The following is a 16,947-nucleotide window of genomic DNA, read 5'->3' as shown; positions in this document are numbered from 1 at the left end:
GCTGAGATTTGAAAATTTGATGGATTTGAAACCAAACTGCGTTTGGGATTTGAATATTAAAAGTATTCGAATACCTGTTAACTATTTACATAACTGCTTTAAAGACGATATTATTTCCTCTTTTTGTTCTTTAGTCATCATAGATGGTCCTATATTATGATTCCTTAGATGATTCAAAACACTAGAATCGTTTAAAAAAGCTCCAAGAATTTTAGATTTACAGCATCTTACTCCATATTTTTCAATTAAAAACTTAAATATTTCATAATCTGAATTGATACAAGTACTATATAGGACATGCTCAAAAATAAAGTCACTCTCCAAGCTTGCCCCCTTATCTATTAGCAATTTAAATTTTTCAGAACCAAATAGTACAGCGTAGGCTAAAGGAATGTATAATACATTTTTGGGGATAAACTTATCTTTCTGGATATGTAAAGAATCAATTTGATTGGGATTAGCTCCTTTCTCGAGCAATAGTTTTGTAAAACGTACATCTAAATTCTCGATGCACCTATTTAACAATAAACCTCTTGTAGAATCTATTACGTCAATCGGTACACCATTTTGAACACATTTCTCAAACTTTTCTACTGAAGAAGTGCTTTTATCATAGGTAGAGGATTGAACTATCTCAAATAAATCACAATCCAAGCCCGCCTGTTTCGACGACAGGGTTACACAACTACATAACATTGCAACAAATAAGAATAAGATGGGTATTTTCATTTTGTTGTTTTTTGATTCTGATAATGGTTATGATTTGAAAATTTGATAGATTTGAAACCAAACTGCGTTTGGTATTTGAAAAAATTTAAATAATTCACCTTAACTCCTAAAAATATCTTCGCTTTCTATATTCAGATAAAATCATTTCTTTTCTAAAAATCCAATTTGGACTAGTTTCAGTACTTACTGCTATATACGCAATTCGTCCATCTTTTGTGAACCCCATATTAATAGGATTTCCGTAATTTAAAATACGGTCTTCGGTATAAGTTACTGGGTAAATATTATACATGTGAATGAGCATATTATTCCACAAGGTATCACCCGCATTGAATACTTTAAAGGAGTTTTGCCTTTTCACTTGGGCATCATTGTACAGCAAGGGAAAGAGGTTGTGTTCATTGCTAACTGAATGATGATCAATGAATCTATACACAATCTTAGGTAGGTAATGAACCAGAAAAGTATCCATTATTGATCTTGGAAATGAAAATTCTCCATATTCATCTTGCAACAGGAATGAGGAATCTGATAATTTAGTTTGATATTTATAGAGATAGTTGACTTTTAGATGTGACTCTTTTAAAACTGAATCTTCGACAATCCAATCGGTTTTTAAGATCTTTATTTTGTTTTTATTACCTACAATGTAACTCTCCGTATTATCACTTTGATATACATACACTTTGCATGAACATAGCAGTAAACAAAAGCCTAGTATTTTAATCATATTTCCTCTAAATAAAACTGAGACGAAAATAGCTTTTTAGCCCTAAATCTATCTCCCTTTGAAATTTCTCTTATGCCATTGTCAGAATCCTCACTTTTGTAATAGAATTTTACGTTATGTCCCACCCTTTTTTTAGTATTTTTTTGTTGTTAGACAATAAATAAAGAACCTCGCCATCAAGGCTACCGACAGTTATCGAGACACACGAAATTCGAGATTTGAAAATTTGATGGATTTGAAAAAACACACTCATTCCTTATTTTAATCTTCAGGAGAAAACTGAGATTCTAACACAAACCAGTCATCAAAAGATTCTCCATTCTCATCTACATCCAACTGATAATAACCAACACACTCTAAATCCAACATATTTTCTGTATCGTGATCTTTATAACAGATACTAACATGGGTCCTAATACAAGGTGAATATCTATAACTTCTCTCAAAAATTAAGGAATGGCTACGAAAGAAACAAACCAATGTATCTTTCGGATAACCATTCAACGGAGGAATACCAATCTCGACATCCTCTTTATAACACCTATCTCGATTCTTTTTAAAACCTTCAATAGTCCTTTCTTTTAAGGAGTGTTTTTTCGCAAATTCTTCCAGTAGTTTTTTCTGTTCTAAAATCATATTTAAAATAATGAATGTAAAAGCGGGATAGAATCGCGAGATAGCTAATTTAAAGCTATCTTCAATCGAACTCTCTTTCGATTAGATTACAGAACACCTCTTGTATAAAAGTATCTAATTCTATGTCAACATTATCACAATTTGTATTTACTCGAAAAAAATACAAATCTATTGAGCTAAAGTCATTCAAATTATTTATTGACTGTAAACCACATTGTTCGGTCATTGTACGCGCATTGAAACCAGAGTTAATTGATTTCATATAATAACATAACCTAATGTCTCCCTCAATAGAATCACCTGAAGGGAAAAACTGTTTTTCACCGCAAAAAAACAGATCCTCTCCGTTAACCCTAAATCCCTCTTGTTGAATTACTAAAATTCCATCATCCGGAAAGTAGTATTCATTATCTAGTTTTTTCTCACCGTACTTTGTATTAACAATAACGTACCAACCATATTTGTTTGGGGAAAAAATAAACTTATTTGGTGTCGAGTTTTTACTATTACAACTAACAAAAACAAAGAGTAGAATTATAATTTTGATTGGGATTATAATCTGTTTTAACTTCTGAAGTTGTAACATTTGTAACTGTATATTAATTCGGTGGGTGATGCAATCGCACGACAGCTTAGGGATTAAATTATAAGCAACAAAAGAAATTACAAAATTCCTTTTTCTAGAAAAAATAAACCTCTTTCCATAGTTACGAATAGCAGATTTCGTAATTCCTTTTATACAAAGGTGGGTTGTAATTAAAAGTAATATTATCTCGATTCCAAAATAGGTGAGATTTCCCTGGTAAAAAGACGCGCATATTAAGAGTATGGGAAGGTACAAAACACTAGAAAAACCAAATGGTTTATCCGGTAAAAAGCTCAAATGACCATACGCAATAAAAACACCCAAGGCTTTTAACAGAACTCTAATTTTATTCATCATTTTCAGTTTAAAAATTCTCACCTCAATCCTCACCTTCAAATCCCAAGGATTTCATGATTTCACCACTATGTGTTTTCAGTTTTTCTTCGTAATTCTTGCTTAAATCTATCTTGTCTGACGTTAACAATAATTTCTTTATCAAAGGGAAGGTTGTTTTTAAATCATGGGCCAAATCGCAACATTCCTCAACATCATATAAGTTGTCTATGAAAAACTTAATCAACAATTGATAATTAAACATCTCGTTGGGTGCTGCATTATAAGCTATTCTTAATTCGTCTGCACCTCGAAAATTAAAAAGTTCTAGACGGAAATTTTCATCCTGATAGCTCACCGTTCTTCTGTAATGATCTATAAACATTTTTTCAAAACCGAATTCCTTTAGAGCTTCTTCTATGGGCTGTTTGTTCTGCTTTTGTATCATATTAAAGGATGATTTATGTTTAGAATTTTAGTGGAGGATAACAACTAGAATGTAAAGCTTACTACCTCAACCTACCTCTATCAATAATTCTAGTATACTCCAGGTCCCAAGTCAAACTCCGATGATACAACAATCTATATTCAAAATGCGTATATTTCTCAACAATGCTATCTGCTATGCACAGAGGAATTTTATATACCATTCTTCTTTTTTCTAAACCGTTTGCAAAACCGTAAAAGGATTGACCATAACAGCAAATTGAGTCCATATCTAACCCACATTCGTCAGAAACATTATAGATTAAAGTGTCCTCTTTACCCTTTGTATAAAACAGAAGTTGTGGTTGAATTAAATCGAGAAAATCGCTTTTTACAGTATCCATTTGTTTCAAAATATTAGGTGAATTAAAATAAAAATTTGCCTTCGTTATTCTATCACCTTTTCTACCATAATATACCACTTTCAACGTATTGTTTCGCAGCCTAGTATTCACCTTTCTATTTGAGATGGCACAGGAAAATAATATTGTAACAAGAAAGATTAAAGTGGGTATTTTCATTTGGTTGGTTCTTTTTTGATATGATTTGATGGATTTGAAACCAAACTGCGTTTGGGATTTGAATAATTTATATAAGTCTCAAAAGTTCTCCAAAAATGATTACCACGCTCAGTCTAACCAAAACAAATAATTGAACATATATCTTTTATGTTCCTTTTCGAAAAATTTATCTTCAACAAAATAATCCCTATACAATTCCGAATAAAAACTTTCCTTATAAAAATCTGATAAAAGAATTTTATCCAAACTTTGACCAGATGAAGGTATAAAAATAAATTTTTCGAAAACAGAATTTCCTTTAGTCTCTACTTTTGAAATTCCTTTGATACTCTTGGATATCCTATCAAAATAAAGAATATACTTCAGTTCTTTTTTTTCATTAAAGAATCCCATTTTTTCACTTTGTTTCGGATAGTCATTAAAAAACACATGAATATTACCTTTCTTTAAAATCCATCCCTCTAAAAGATCAAAATGATGAGATGTATCTTGATCAAGATTCCTATAAGCTTGAATAGAATCGCAAGAATATCCTTCTGTTAAAAACGTGGCATCCAACAAATTAACTATCGTTAACGAGTCATTTTTTTTGCAATTCCCCCATTCAAAATCCGTTTTACCAATATTGGGTTGGGAAACCACGCCAAACAAAATCATTATTGATACTAATAATTTACTCATTTCTATTTTTTATGTAGGGTCTATCACGACAGGATTCCAGGATAATTATGAATTGAAAATTTGATGGATTTATAAAAATGCATTCTGTTTTATCAAAATAAACTGGTTTTTAAAAGTCTGTTTAGAGAGTTAAACTAACAAAACCAATCTATTCTCCCAAAGATTAAAATTAAAATTCAATCAGGACAAGACATCAACCACTATTGCCTCTTACCTACCTCCTTACAAAATGTCACAATTATCAAATTAAACCACTTCTGACTTATCACTAATCGCTTATCACTATTCCCTAAACCCATTCTTATCACTACTTTTGCAGCATGATTAATTTGGAGCAGCTCGGAGTTCACCTTCCGCAAGGGTATTTGTTTAACGATATTAGTTTACAAATCAATAAAGGAGATAAGATAGGTCTTGTTGGTAAAAACGGGGCAGGGAAGTCAACTTTATTGAAATTAATTGCGGGGTGGGATAAACCTTCTGAAGGGAAAATTCATAAACCCAAAGATTGTACGGTGGGGTTCTTAACGCAGGATATAGAAATCGATACCACCAAAACGGTGTTTGATTACCTGAAGTACTCCAATGAAATTTTGAATCATATTCGTCAGAAATTAGACGATATTAATCATCAATTGACCACAAGAACAGATTACGAAAGTGATTCTTACTTGACTTTGTTGGATGATTTGAACGATTACAACACCCAGTTCTCTTTGCACGATGGTTTCCAATGGGAAGAAAAAATCATGGCTACTTTAGACGGGCTAGGTTTCAATGAAAAGAAAATTGAGAGTCCTTTAGACGATCTTTCTGGAGGATGGAAAATGAGAGCTGAGTTGGCTAAAATTCTGGTAAACCAACCTGATGTAATTTTACTGGATGAGCCCACCAACCACTTGGATATTATTTCCATTTCATGGTTGGAGCGTTACTTGCAAACTTTTGACGGTGCTGTAATTACGATTTCTCACGACAGGTTGTTCTTGGATAACGTGACCAAACGTACCTTAGAAATTTCTCAGGGTTCAGTTTTGGATTTCCCGTATCCATACTCCTTATATAAAGAAAGAAGAGCCGAGGAAATTGAGCGTTTAAAAGCTGCGGCCAAGCAACAGGAAAAAGACATCAAACAAACCAAAGAGTTGATTGATAAATTCCGTGCGAAGAAAAACAAAGCGGCCTTTGCCCAATCGTTGATTAAGAAATTAGAGCGTACCGACATCATACAAGTAGAAGATGATGTGGTAGCAAAAATGAAAATTGCCTTTCCTTTAAGTGTGCAACCGGGTAAATGGGTGCTAGAAATGGAAGATTTGGGTAAAACCTACGGCGATAATCTTTTGTTTAAAGGCGTAAACCTTACTGTGGGTAGAGGTGAAAAAATTGCCTTGTTAGGTCCTAACGGTGTGGGTAAATCTACTTTGCTGAAGCGCATCATGAAGACTTTGGACGGAGAGGGAACAGTAAATTACGGTCACAACGTACAAGTAACCTACTTCGCCCAAGACCAAGCTGAGGCATTGGACAAAGAAAAAACCATTTTAGAAACGGTTGACGAAGTTGCCAAAGGAGATATTCGAAAAGAATTGAGATCTGTTTTAGGTGCTTTCTTGTTTAGTGGTGAAGATGTAGATAAAAAAGTAGGTGTACTTTCTGGAGGGGAACGTACGCGTTTGGCTTTATGTCAATTGTTGTTGAGTCCGAGTAACGTTTTAATTCTCGATGAGCCCACCAACCACTTGGACATCCAAAGTAAGGAGGTTTTGAAAAATGCTTTGATCAACTACGAAGGTACCTTCATTATTGTATCGCACGATAGAGAGTTCTTAGATGGATTGACCAACCGTATTTGGGACATCGAAGACAAGGCCTTGAAAATTCACCACTTTACCGTTCAAGAATTCTTGCAACGTAAAATGAGTTTGAACGGAGAGCACAAAGCGCAGAAGAAAGCCGCTAAACCTAAAAAAGAGGAAGTAAAAAAGGTTGAAGAGAAAAAACCTGAATTGAGTTACGAAGAGGCTAAAGAGTTGAAACGTCAACGCAATAAATTCAAAAATCAGGTAAGCAAAGCAGAGCAAAACATAGAACGTCTAGAAAAAGAAATTGCCGAGATGGATAAAATTTTGGCAGATTTAGATTACACAGACGAAGAAAATTCTGCCAAGCAACTCGCTAAATATGAAAGCTTAAAAGCCGAGCTAGACCAAGAAATGATGGCTTGGGAAGAAGGTACAGAACAGTTGATGGAATTAGAAAATTAAAAATAATTTCATTTTTTCATTGCAGGTTTAAAAAAGCTATGTATATTTGCACCCCCAACGGGACACAAACAAGCGAGTTTGTTTAGAAAAAGAAATAACTATTTTAAGATATAGTGCGAGGTGGAGCAGTTGGTAGCTCGTCGGGCTCATAACCCGAAGGTCGTCAGTTCGAGTCTGGCCCTCGCTACCATTAAAAAGGGAAATTCAATTTTGAGTTTCCCTTTTTTTGTGTCTAATTTTTGTGAACTCAAACTGTTTTCAACCTGTACTCTTCTAGTATTTGACGTGTATAATTCCCGGGAATAGTGACTTATTTACTCCCAACACCCATCTCTCCAACTATTATATTCGTTAAAAAAACAATCATGAAAACACTTAAATCTCTGATTACTCTAGCGCTAATCTTAATTGCAACGGTCGTAATTGCCGAAGAAAAAAGAACTCTTTCTAAGGAAGCAATCGAAACAGTATACAAGCATGCCTCGAAGTTGAAGGCACAAGGTGTAACCCTTCAACAAATTCAAGCAAAATATCAAACTTCCTCTTCAGACGACTGTTTAGACAAAGCCTGGGAATTCGGATCTCAATTTGAAGATGAATTCTTACAATGGGTAGCAACCGACGCATACATGTCCATACATTGCCTAGGTGAAGCTGGCCTAGATACCGACGGTGAGGAAGATTGTTAATTCCCTCTCGCCTCAAAACAGTTTTAGCATCTATTTAACAAGGGGAAATTCAATGTTGAGTTTCCCTTTTTTATTGCTAATATTTTGGCAAACGGCCGGTCTATCCGCTGTAGTCCCCCCCAAGGAACTTGGGGGCGGGGCTGCCGCTCCTATACCTGTTTGAAAGCAATACTCCTTCATCTTTGTAGAAGATTCTCAACCTTCTGCTTCAAATCAACAATTCTCTGACACTTCTTTGTTTTAAAGTTCTTAATTTTGGGGCCGAATCATGAATCTCTTGTAGATTCTGCAACTTAAAAATTGAGATATGAAAAGGTCAAATTCTGAACAACTCTTCGAAACCGCTAAACAATACTTACCGGGTGGTGTTAACTCTCCAGTTCGTGCATTTAAATCAGTGGATGGTGCGCCATTATTCATTAAAAAAGGTGATGGAGTAAACATTTGGGACGAAGATGATAACCAATTCATCGATTTTTGTTGTAGTTGGGGACCACTTATTTTAGGTCACAACAACCCAAACGTAAGAGAAAAAGTAATTGAAACTTTACACAATGGTTCTAGCTTTGGAGCACCAACGCGTTTAGAAAATGAATTAGCTGCTTTGGTAGTGGAGAACAACCCTGTGATTGACAAAATCAGATTCTGTAGTTCAGGTACAGAAGCGGTGATGTCGGCTCTACGTTTAGCCAGAGGTTACTCAGGTAAAAACAAAATTGTAAAGTTTGAAGGATGTTACCACGGTCACGTAGACGCCATGTTGGTAAAAGCAGGATCTGGATTGGTAACTTTTGGTGAATCAACTTCAGCAGGTATACCCGAAGGATACACGAATGAAACTTTGGTTTTACCGTTAAATGATTTAGACGCTGTAAAAGCATGTTTCGCAGAATGGGGACATGACATTGCCTGTGTAATCATTGAACCTATTCCAGCCAACAACGGATTATTGTTACAAGACAAAAAATTCTTACAAGGCTTAAGAGAGTTGTGTACGGAAAACAACATCCTTTTATTCTTCGACGAGGTAATCTCTGGATTTAGAGTTGCCTTCGGTGGAGCATCAGAATACTACGGAATTACACCAGACATCGTTTCTTACGGAAAAATTATCGGTGGAGGTTTACCAGTAGGCGCTTACGGAGCACGTAAAGAAATTATGGCATGTGTTGCGCCAGATGGTCCGGTTTACCAAGCAGGAACTTTGAGTGGTAACCCCGTGGCTATGGCGGCAGGAATTGCGCAACTAGAAGAATGTATCAAAGATGGATTCTACGAAGATCAAGAAGAAAGAACACAGTTTTTTGTGAATAAGATTAACGCTCACGCCAAGGAAAAAGGATTTTTATTTGAGATGTTTACCATAGGTTCTATTTTCTGGATGGCCTTCTCTGACAAATTAGCGATCAGAAGAGCAGATGAAATAGATGGAGACATGACTTCGTTCAAAGATCTTTACGGAAACCTATTAGAAAACGGAGTTTATGTAGGTCCAAGTGGATACGAAGTAGGATTTGTTTCTCAAGCACACACCAAAGAAATTTTGGCCGAAGCAGCAGACAAATTCTGTGCAGCATTAGATGCTACATTTGCCAAATAACTCAGAGAAAAAAGTAATTTAACACCAAAACCCGCAACGTGAAGAAAGGAATAGCAATATTAGGATCAACAGGATCGATAGGAACCCAAGCTTTGGAGGTAATCGAAAACTACCCAGACAAGTTTGATTTACAAGTGATTACTGCCAATAGAAATGCTGACCTTTTAATAACGCAAGCCATCAAACACCAACCCAACACGGTGGTTATTGTAGATGAAAGCAAGTTTGAACAAGTAAGAACTGCTTTGTGGGAACACGATATACACGTATACGCAGGAGAAGAAGCGTTGGCGCAAGTTGTAGAAGGTAATGAAATCCATACCGTACTTACTGCACTAGTAGGTTACGCAGGTTTAAAACCTACTTTACGTGCCATAGAAGCCAAGAAAACGATTGCCCTTGCCAACAAGGAAACACTTGTGGTTGCAGGAGAATTGGTGACAAAAATGGCCAGAGAAAATGGGGTGAATATTTACCCGGTAGACTCTGAGCACTCGGCTATTTTCCAATGTTTGGTGGGCGACTTTGAAAACAAAATTGAAAAAATATACTTAACAGCATCGGGTGGACCTTTCCGTGGATACACAAAAGATCAACTCGCTGCTGTTACTAAGGCACAAGCCTTAAAACACCCCAACTGGGAGATGGGTGCAAAGATCACCATAGATTCTGCCTCATTGATGAACAAGGGGTTGGAAGTGATAGAAGCCAAATGGTTGTTCAACTTGCGTCCAGATCAAATCGATACCATCGTTCATCCACAAAGTATAGTACACAGTTTGGTGCAATTCGAAGACGGAAGTATGAAGGCGCAAATGGGCTTGCCAGATATGAAACTTCCTATTCAATATGCTTTGACTTATCCTGAAAGGTACAAAACAGATTTTCCACGTTTCAACTTCATGGATTATCCACAATTAACCTTTGAGAAAGCAGACGCGGATACCTTTAAAAACCTAGGTTTGGCCTACAAAGCCATGGAAATGGAAGGAACTGCTGCCTGTACATTAAATGCAGCTAACGAAGTTTCTGTTCAAGCCTTTTTAGAAGAGAAGATTTCATTTTTGGCTATAGCCGATATTAATGAAGCCGTGTTGAATGAGGCTCCAAACATTTTGAAGCCGGTTTATGAAGACTATGTTAAGACAGATAATGTAGCTCGTGAAAAAGCTTGGGAATTGGTCAAAAAATTCAATAAATAAACATTTCTAAATCCTTAACGTCCCTACAAAAACACCGTGTTTTTAGGGTGTTAAGATACCTTATGCCTACTTATTAGACCATAGGTGCGCATTTAGCATACCACTTTTCACCGACATTTTGGTAGAGAAAGCCCTTAGCTATGCTCGATTAATTCTTAATTCTTTATATCTTTAGCGTTAAATAATTAATTACAGTATAAACTATGAAAAAAGTATATTTAAGTGCGTTAGCAATTGCGCTTGGTGCTGGTAGTGTTATGGCTCAAAGTGGTGTGCCAAACCTTTCTACATTAAGACCGTACGAAAAAGGTGCTAACAATGCAACTGCAAAGGCACTAGGTATTGATGTGTACACAGATGATTTCTCAACTCCAGCTAACTGGACGATTGACAACGACGGTGAATCAGGAGCAACATTTGGATGGAACATTGATGCTACAAACGATAGCTGGGCTTTAGCTGATATCGCTTCTACATCAGGAGGATCTTTCGCTGAGGTTAACAATGGTGATCCAATCGCGGGTACACAAATTTTGAATAAAGTATACACAATGACTACGTCAGCTCCTTTAGACATTATGGCTTTAACAGCTGCTAATGGTGGAGGTGCTACAGATCAAGTAAACTTGTCTTTCGAACAATACGGAGCGAAATTCAACGATTTACAAGAAGTTAGAGTAAGTACTGACGGTACTAACTTTACATCTGTATTCGACAACAACGGAAAAGAGATTTTATCATCTACTGGAGGATCTGCTTACGCAAACACTGAAAAAGTATACGTAAACATTTCTGACGCTATCGCTGGTGGAGCAACTTCTGTTTGGATTCAGTTCAGATGGACAACTGCTTCAGCAAACGTTACAAACCCAAACAACTGGGTTACTTACGGATGGGCAATTGATGATTTAGCAATTTCTACATTAAACGATTACGATTTATCAGTATCTGCTTCTAACTGGGGTAGCTACTCTTTAGATGATGGAAGTGGTAACTTTATCTTTAACGAGATTCCTTACTACATCATCCCTACTGCACAGGTTGGTCAAATGGCATTCTCTGCTAACGTTAACAACCCAGGTGGACAAGCATTAACTAACGTTGCTTTAGAAGTTGATGTTAATGGTTCAGTTACTTCTTCTACTCCAACTACACTTGCAGCTGGAGCAACAGACAGTTTATCTGTAAGCCTTACATTACCAGGAAACGGAGTTTACACAATTTCTCAGTCTATTACAATGACAGAAGCTGATGACGTTCCTTCTGACAACGCATTGAAAGTAATTCCTCAGAACATCATCGTAGCGGATACACACATCTTTGCAAGAGATGAGTACTCTAACTACGATTTAGGTGGTGGAACGGCTACTATCGACGGAAATGAAGTATTTGGTTACGAAGCTGGAAACTACTTTGAAATCATTGCTAACATGGATGTAATGGGTATTGACGTAGGTATCGGAAACGAGCAAGGAAACGTAGGTGATGAAATTTACGGTGCTATCTACACTCCAGATGGACAAGGATCTTTCACATTAGTTGCTGTTACTGACTACACAGAAGTACCAAGCTGGAGCTTAGGAAAAGTTCTTACTTTGAACTTCCAAGCACCTGCAACTTTACAAGCTGGTGGATTATACTTTGCTTGTGTAGGTACACAGTCTGACTTCGAATACTTAACTTCAGGATTCTCTCCAAGAGGTTTATCTTTAATTTACTACGGTGGTGGTATGATGGCTCCAGTACAAGGTGGAAACTACTACACAAGCGCTACTCCAGTAGTTAGATTGAACACTCAAGGTACAGTTGGAACTGAGGAGATTGATGCATTAGGTGCTACTTTAGGACAAAATGCTCCAAACCCATTCTCAGCTACATCTGAAATTACTTTCGAATTAGCAGAAGCTCAAGCAGTTTCTTTCGAAATCAGAGATTTATCAGGAAGATTAGTACAATCTGCTGACTTGAATACATTAAACGCTGGTACTCACACGTTCACGGTTGATGCATCTAACTTGTCTGGTGGTGTTTACACATACACTATGACAGCTGGTGGAAAATCAGTTACTAAGAAAATGATCGTTAAGAAGTAATTCTTACACACATAAATTTGAAAAGGGCAATCGAAAGGTTGCCCTTTTTATTTTGTCTTTTTTTCTTGAGATTATCAACTGCTTTACACAGAGTTCACAATTAAGCCTTAACTTTGAACAAGCACAAGATTTTATGAAAAAAACGGTAATCATAACAGCGGGAGGAATAGGAAAAAGAATGGGAACCAAACTCCCTAAGCAATTCTTATTGATCAATGGAAAACCTATTTTGTGGTTAACCTTAAAGCGCTTCTATGATTACAATCCAGAATTAGAAATCATCTTAACGCTACCGGAAGAATGGGTGGAGTACTGGGAAAATGTTTGTGTGAATTACGATCCCATACCTCATCGTATAGTTTCGGGAGGTAAAGAGCGTTATCATTCCATTAAAAATGCCTTAGAAGTAGCCTCTGGTGAACTCATTGCCATACACGATGGTGTACGTCCATTTGTAAATGATTACACCTTAAATAACTGCTTTAAAATGGCTGCTGAAAAAGGAAGTGCTATTCCTTGTCTTCCTCTAAAAGAATCCTTGCGCCAAAAAATTGAATTGCAGTCTAAGGCTGTAGATAGAAGTAACTTCTTAAGTGTGCAAACACCTCAAGTATTTCAGCGTGAATTAATACAAGAAGCCTATACCATAGAATTTTCTAAAGACATCACAGACGATGCTAGCTTGATTGAAAAACTGGGTAAAAAAGTTCACACCTGTATGGGGAACGAAGAAAACATAAAAATCACTTCCAAAAGCGATTTACTCTGGGCAGAGGTGTTTAATAAGGTCTACGAAGACTAGTTTTATTTCCAAGCTTTAAAGGCCTCGTTAAAGAACACCTTTTCTTTATCTACTTGGTCGGCTAAATGCTTTTTAAAATTCTCCACTTCACCTTGCTGTATGGCATTACTTGGAATGTGTAAGGTTAAGTCTTTAATGTACTCTAAATACAAGGTTTGTTGGTGTATACTTACCTTTCTTAACCCCGTGTAATACATTACTGTAACCTCTCTATCTGTACTTACAACAGCCTTTGAGGTAATTCCAACTCTAAACCAATCTTTGCCAAGTCCTACAAAGGTGTGCAGCAAATGTTCGGTCGCTACAATTACAAGGGCCAATCCAACATAGATAAGTATAGGCGATATCGTAAAATAGAATATCGCCATACTCACCAATACGGTTACTTCTAATAAACTGTACATTAAAATACGTTGTTTTCTTGGCTTAGATAAAGGTGCCGACCATACAAATTTTTGCTTTTGTCTGGCGATGAATAACCCCACCCATCTGCGCGATGCCTTCAAAGCACCCAACAACAAGAAAATTCCCGCTAAGATTCCGTAAATAAGGTCATTGTGTTCAAAGTCTGGTCCTGGAAACTCCACTCCAAACAATTTATAAATCCCTGCATAATCCAAAGCCATGGAAAACGGAAGGGAAATAATAAAGAAAATTACGGTCCAAATATTTACGAATCTATTCATCTTAAAGTACTAGTCTTGTGGAATCATTTTTAAACGTTGTTTCAACGCTGCAATTTTCTGATTTGAGTCTTCTATCTTACGTTCAACTTCTTGCTTTAAAGCATTCGCTCCCTTACTGTTGGCAAAGAAACCTAAGTTGTTTTCGTATTGAATAATCTCTTGTTTAATTTCATTGATTTGATTGCGAATATCCTGTCTTTCTTTTCCAAACATTTTCTTCGCATCAGCACTACCGGCTATCGTATCAATTTTTGCTTCAAACATTACTTTATCACGTTCTTGACCTTCCAACTTCAATTGGGTGTAATGTCCGTCTAAAGCTGCCTTGTACGCCTTGTAAACTCTATCCTTATCTTTAAAAGGAACCTTACCTATCTCAGCAAACTTTTGAGAAAAAGTCTTTAAAGCATCTATGGCTTCCTTCTTATCTCCAGGTAGTGTAAAGTCTTCAATTTCTTTAATCAAAGCTTCTTTAGCACTTAAATTCGTTGCGTTCAATTGATCTAAATCATCAAAGTGCTTTTGTTTTGCATCAAAGAAGTGATCACAAGCTGCTCTAAAGGCCTTCCACAAACCTTGTTCGTTGCGTTGACCTGCATTTCCAGCCTTCTTCCACTCTTTTTGAATGTTGATGATTTGCTGTGTCGTTTCTTTCCAATCTGTAGAATCTTTCAATGCTTCTACTTTGGCAATCAAGCCTTTTTTACGCTCTGCAATTTTATCGTAAACCTCGCGAATTCCTTCAAAGAAATTTGACTTTGCCTCAAAGAAAGTATCGCATTCTGTTCTGAATAATTTCCAAACCTCTTCGTTCTCTTTCTTCGGACCAAATCCTACTGTCTTCCATTTTTCCTGAAGCGCCAACAATGCCTTCGTGTTCACATCCCAATCCTTCACAGATTCGTTCTTTTGTGCCACCAAAGCTCTTGCCTCTTCTAACAGTGCTTTTTTCTGGTCTAGGTTCTCTTGCATTTTCAACTTTCTCTCGTCGTAGAATGCCTGAATTCTATCCCATGTTGCCTTTACGTTAGACCAGTATGCCTCTTTCACGCGATCCCACTCTTCTTGCGGAGCTGGACCAACATCTTCCCATTCATTTTGCAATGCCTTTAAAGATGTTTCCACCTCTTTGATGGACTCGATATTTGTCAATTCCTTGATGCGCTCAATAATGGCTTCTTTCGCCTCCAAGTTTTTCTTGAAATCGTATTCTTTGATTTCGCGGTAGATCTTCATGTTGTAGAAGAATTCCTCTAACAATCTTGAATATTCACCTTGGATATCCGGACGCTTATCACGTGGAATTTCTCCTACTTGCTTCCAAGCTTCTTGAATTTCTTTATACGCTCCAAAGGCCTGACCAATGTTTTCTTCTTCTTCAACTACTGCACGTAGTTTTGCAATCAAAGCCCTTTTCTTTTTCAAGTTTTCGCTTTGCGTTGCATTTTTCTCATCTATGATGGCTTTCTTTCTTTCCTTGTAGTCAGAATACAAAGCATAAAACTCATCTTTCAAAGGATCAACTGCAGGTTCTTCTTCAGGGGTTTCACCTCTTTCCTGGGCTTCTAGTTGTGCTACTTGACGTAAACGTCCTTCTTCTAATAAGAAATCTTCAAATTTCGATTGCAATTCGTTTACATCTCTACTAACTGCCAAAACATTTTCTTGTGTAGTTAAGGCTTTAAGTTGATCGATAAAAGCTTGTTTTTCCATAATATGAGAGAATTTAGGATATTATCCTACAGTGTGTACCATATCGAAGTTTGTTAAACGAACGAACTCTTCTATACGTGCGTCAACTTCTTCTTTTGTAAGGTTTTCTAATTTTTCAGTTCCAAATTTTTCTACACAGAAAGATGCCAATGCAGATCCTGCAATAATTGCTCTTTTCATGTTTTCGAAAGAATAATCATCGGTTGAAGCGATGTATCCCATAAATCCACCAGCAAACGTGTCTCCTGCTCCTGTTGGATCAAATACTTCTTCTAAAGGTAAAGCAGGTGCAGAGAAAATTTTATCTCCGTGGAACAACAAAGCTCCGTGCTCTCCTTTTTTGATGATCAAATATTTAGGTCCCATGTCGCGAATAACACGAGCCGCTCTAACTAATGAATACTCTCCAGATAATTGTCTTGCTTCTTCATCATTGATGATCAACACATCAACCATCGTCAAGGTCTTCTTCAAATCATCCATGGCAATGTCCATCCAAAAGTTCATGGTATCCATAGCTACTAACTTCGGACGCTCTGTTAATCTTTCGATAACTGTGCTCTGAACTTGTGGAGACAAATTTCCTAACAATACGTATTCCGCACCTTGGTAGCTTGCTGGAATAATAGGATCGAAGTGCTCCAATACATTTAATTCCGTTACCAAAGTATCACGCGTGTTCATGTCGTTGTGGTATTTACCCGACCAGAAGAAAGTTTTCTCTCCTTCTTTTACTTGTAAACCTTCTACGTTCACGCCTCTTGACTCCAACTTCGCTATCATTTCTTTTGGGAAATCTTCTCCAACAACAGAAACGATGTTCTGTGAAGGTTGAAAATAAGAAGAAGCAAAGGCAATGTAAGTACCTGCTCCACCAATAATTTTATCTGTTTTCCCGAATGGTGTTTCTATCGCGTCAAAAGCTACGCTTCCTACTGTAAGTAAACTCATTAATCTGTAATTTTTAGAGTACAAAAATAAAGAAATAACGATTGCTTTATCCACTTGAGCCCAAGAATATAGGAATTGCAGTATTGAGTGCGAGAAAAACAGTTTTGAGTGTGAGTAGAGAGTAGTGATAAAAAGGGATTTAAAGATTTAAGTGTGAACTGGCGTTCACGATTTAAGAATTTAAGAATGCTCTTGTCCGTATTTCTTTAAATCTTTAAATAAGAACATCGTTCGTGTTTAAA

The 16,947-nt window shown here is 36.6% G+C and carries 16 protein-coding genes and 1 tRNA gene; 7 read left to right on the top strand and 10 right to left on the bottom strand.

Going from position 1 to position 16,947, the window contains the following annotated elements:
• Window positions 1–81 precede the first annotated feature (81 nt).
• The 7 genes from BM327_RS13900 to BM327_RS13870 form a co-directional block, all read right to left on the bottom strand.
• Window positions 82–729, bottom strand: coding sequence for an ankyrin repeat domain-containing protein (locus tag BM327_RS13900; RefSeq protein WP_139230400.1), 648 nt, complete (start codon window positions 727–729; stop codon window positions 82–84).
• Window positions 730–835: 106 nt separating this feature from the next.
• Entirely contained in the window at window positions 836–1,201 is a 366-nt protein-coding gene (locus BM327_RS15810; protein ID WP_170853770.1) for a hypothetical protein, read from the bottom strand.
• A 519-nt stretch (window positions 1,202–1,720) separates the two neighbouring features.
• Window positions 1,721–2,095: a hypothetical protein gene (locus BM327_RS13890; protein WP_090251925.1), complete on the bottom strand. Its 375-nt coding sequence runs from the start codon at window positions 2,093–2,095 to the stop codon at window positions 1,721–1,723.
• 61 nt (window positions 2,096–2,156) lie between these two features.
• Window positions 2,157–3,035 (bottom strand): hypothetical protein, encoded by an 879-nt coding sequence (locus tag BM327_RS13885; protein WP_139230398.1) that lies wholly within the window; start codon window positions 3,033–3,035, stop codon window positions 2,157–2,159.
• Between the two features lie 25 nt (window positions 3,036–3,060).
• Window positions 3,061–3,462 (bottom strand): hypothetical protein, encoded by a 402-nt coding sequence (locus tag BM327_RS13880; RefSeq protein ID WP_090251916.1) that lies wholly within the window; start codon window positions 3,460–3,462, stop codon window positions 3,061–3,063.
• 61 nt (window positions 3,463–3,523) lie between these two features.
• Window positions 3,524–3,844 (bottom strand): hypothetical protein, encoded by a 321-nt coding sequence (locus BM327_RS13875; protein WP_139230397.1) that lies wholly within the window; start codon window positions 3,842–3,844, stop codon window positions 3,524–3,526.
• Window positions 3,845–4,129: 285 nt separating this feature from the next.
• Window positions 4,130–4,702, bottom strand: a complete 573-nt coding sequence (locus tag BM327_RS13870; RefSeq protein WP_139230396.1) for a hypothetical protein — start codon at window positions 4,700–4,702, stop codon at window positions 4,130–4,132.
• Between the two features lie 320 nt (window positions 4,703–5,022).
• On the opposite strand from BM327_RS13870, the gene BM327_RS13865 reads away from it, so the two are divergent.
• The 7 genes from BM327_RS13865 to BM327_RS13835 all read left to right on the top strand — a co-directional run bounded on the left by BM327_RS13865 (window position 5,023) and on the right by BM327_RS13835 (window position 13,355).
• Complete coding sequence (locus BM327_RS13865; protein WP_090251908.1) at window positions 5,023–6,969, top strand: ABC-F family ATP-binding cassette domain-containing protein; 1,947 nt, start codon at window positions 5,023–5,025, stop codon at window positions 6,967–6,969.
• A 114-nt stretch (window positions 6,970–7,083) separates the two neighbouring features.
• Window positions 7,084–7,159, top strand: a tRNA-Met gene (locus BM327_RS13860).
• A 175-nt stretch (window positions 7,160–7,334) separates the two neighbouring features.
• On the top strand, window positions 7,335–7,658 hold the full coding sequence (locus BM327_RS13855; protein WP_090251907.1) for a hypothetical protein: 324 nt from the start codon (window positions 7,335–7,337) through the stop codon (window positions 7,656–7,658).
• 307 nt (window positions 7,659–7,965) lie between these two features.
• Window positions 7,966–9,258: a glutamate-1-semialdehyde 2,1-aminomutase gene (hemL, locus tag BM327_RS13850; RefSeq protein WP_090251901.1), complete on the top strand. Its 1,293-nt coding sequence runs from the start codon at window positions 7,966–7,968 to the stop codon at window positions 9,256–9,258.
• A 38-nt stretch (window positions 9,259–9,296) separates the two neighbouring features.
• Entirely contained in the window at window positions 9,297–10,460 is a 1,164-nt protein-coding gene (locus BM327_RS13845; RefSeq protein WP_090251898.1) for a 1-deoxy-D-xylulose-5-phosphate reductoisomerase, read from the top strand.
• A gap of 203 nt (window positions 10,461–10,663) precedes the next feature.
• Window positions 10,664–12,553, top strand: coding sequence for a T9SS type A sorting domain-containing protein (locus tag BM327_RS13840; RefSeq protein WP_090251890.1), 1,890 nt, complete (start codon window positions 10,664–10,666; stop codon window positions 12,551–12,553).
• Between the two features lie 133 nt (window positions 12,554–12,686).
• Window positions 12,687–13,355: a 2-C-methyl-D-erythritol 4-phosphate cytidylyltransferase gene (locus BM327_RS13835; RefSeq protein WP_139230395.1), complete on the top strand. Its 669-nt coding sequence runs from the start codon at window positions 12,687–12,689 to the stop codon at window positions 13,353–13,355.
• A gap of 2 nt (window positions 13,356–13,357) precedes the next feature.
• Here the strand turns inward: BM327_RS13835 and BM327_RS13830 are convergent, their stop codons facing one another.
• The 3 genes from BM327_RS13830 to BM327_RS13820 are packed head-to-tail and all read right to left on the bottom strand — an operon-like array spanning window position 13,358 to window position 16,705.
• The gene (locus BM327_RS13830) at window positions 13,358–14,041 is read right to left on the bottom strand and encodes a hypothetical protein (protein ID WP_139230394.1); all 684 of its coding nucleotides are present in this window, start codon (window positions 14,039–14,041) and stop codon (window positions 13,358–13,360) included.
• Between the two features lie 9 nt (window positions 14,042–14,050).
• Window positions 14,051–15,754: a DUF349 domain-containing protein gene (locus BM327_RS13825; protein WP_090251873.1), complete on the bottom strand. Its 1,704-nt coding sequence runs from the start codon at window positions 15,752–15,754 to the stop codon at window positions 14,051–14,053.
• Window positions 15,755–15,775: 21 nt separating this feature from the next.
• On the bottom strand, window positions 15,776–16,705 hold the full coding sequence (locus BM327_RS13820; protein ID WP_090251869.1) for a PfkB family carbohydrate kinase: 930 nt from the start codon (window positions 16,703–16,705) through the stop codon (window positions 15,776–15,778).
• Window positions 16,706–16,947: the final 242 nt, after the last annotated feature.

The sequence above is a fragment of the Lishizhenia tianjinensis genome, assembly GCF_900116425.1.
GTDB lineage: Bacteria > Bacteroidota > Bacteroidia > Flavobacteriales_D > Crocinitomicaceae > Lishizhenia > Lishizhenia tianjinensis.
The sequence above is the reverse complement of the archived record's forward strand: the minus strand, read 5'-3'. Positions and strand labels throughout refer to the sequence as shown.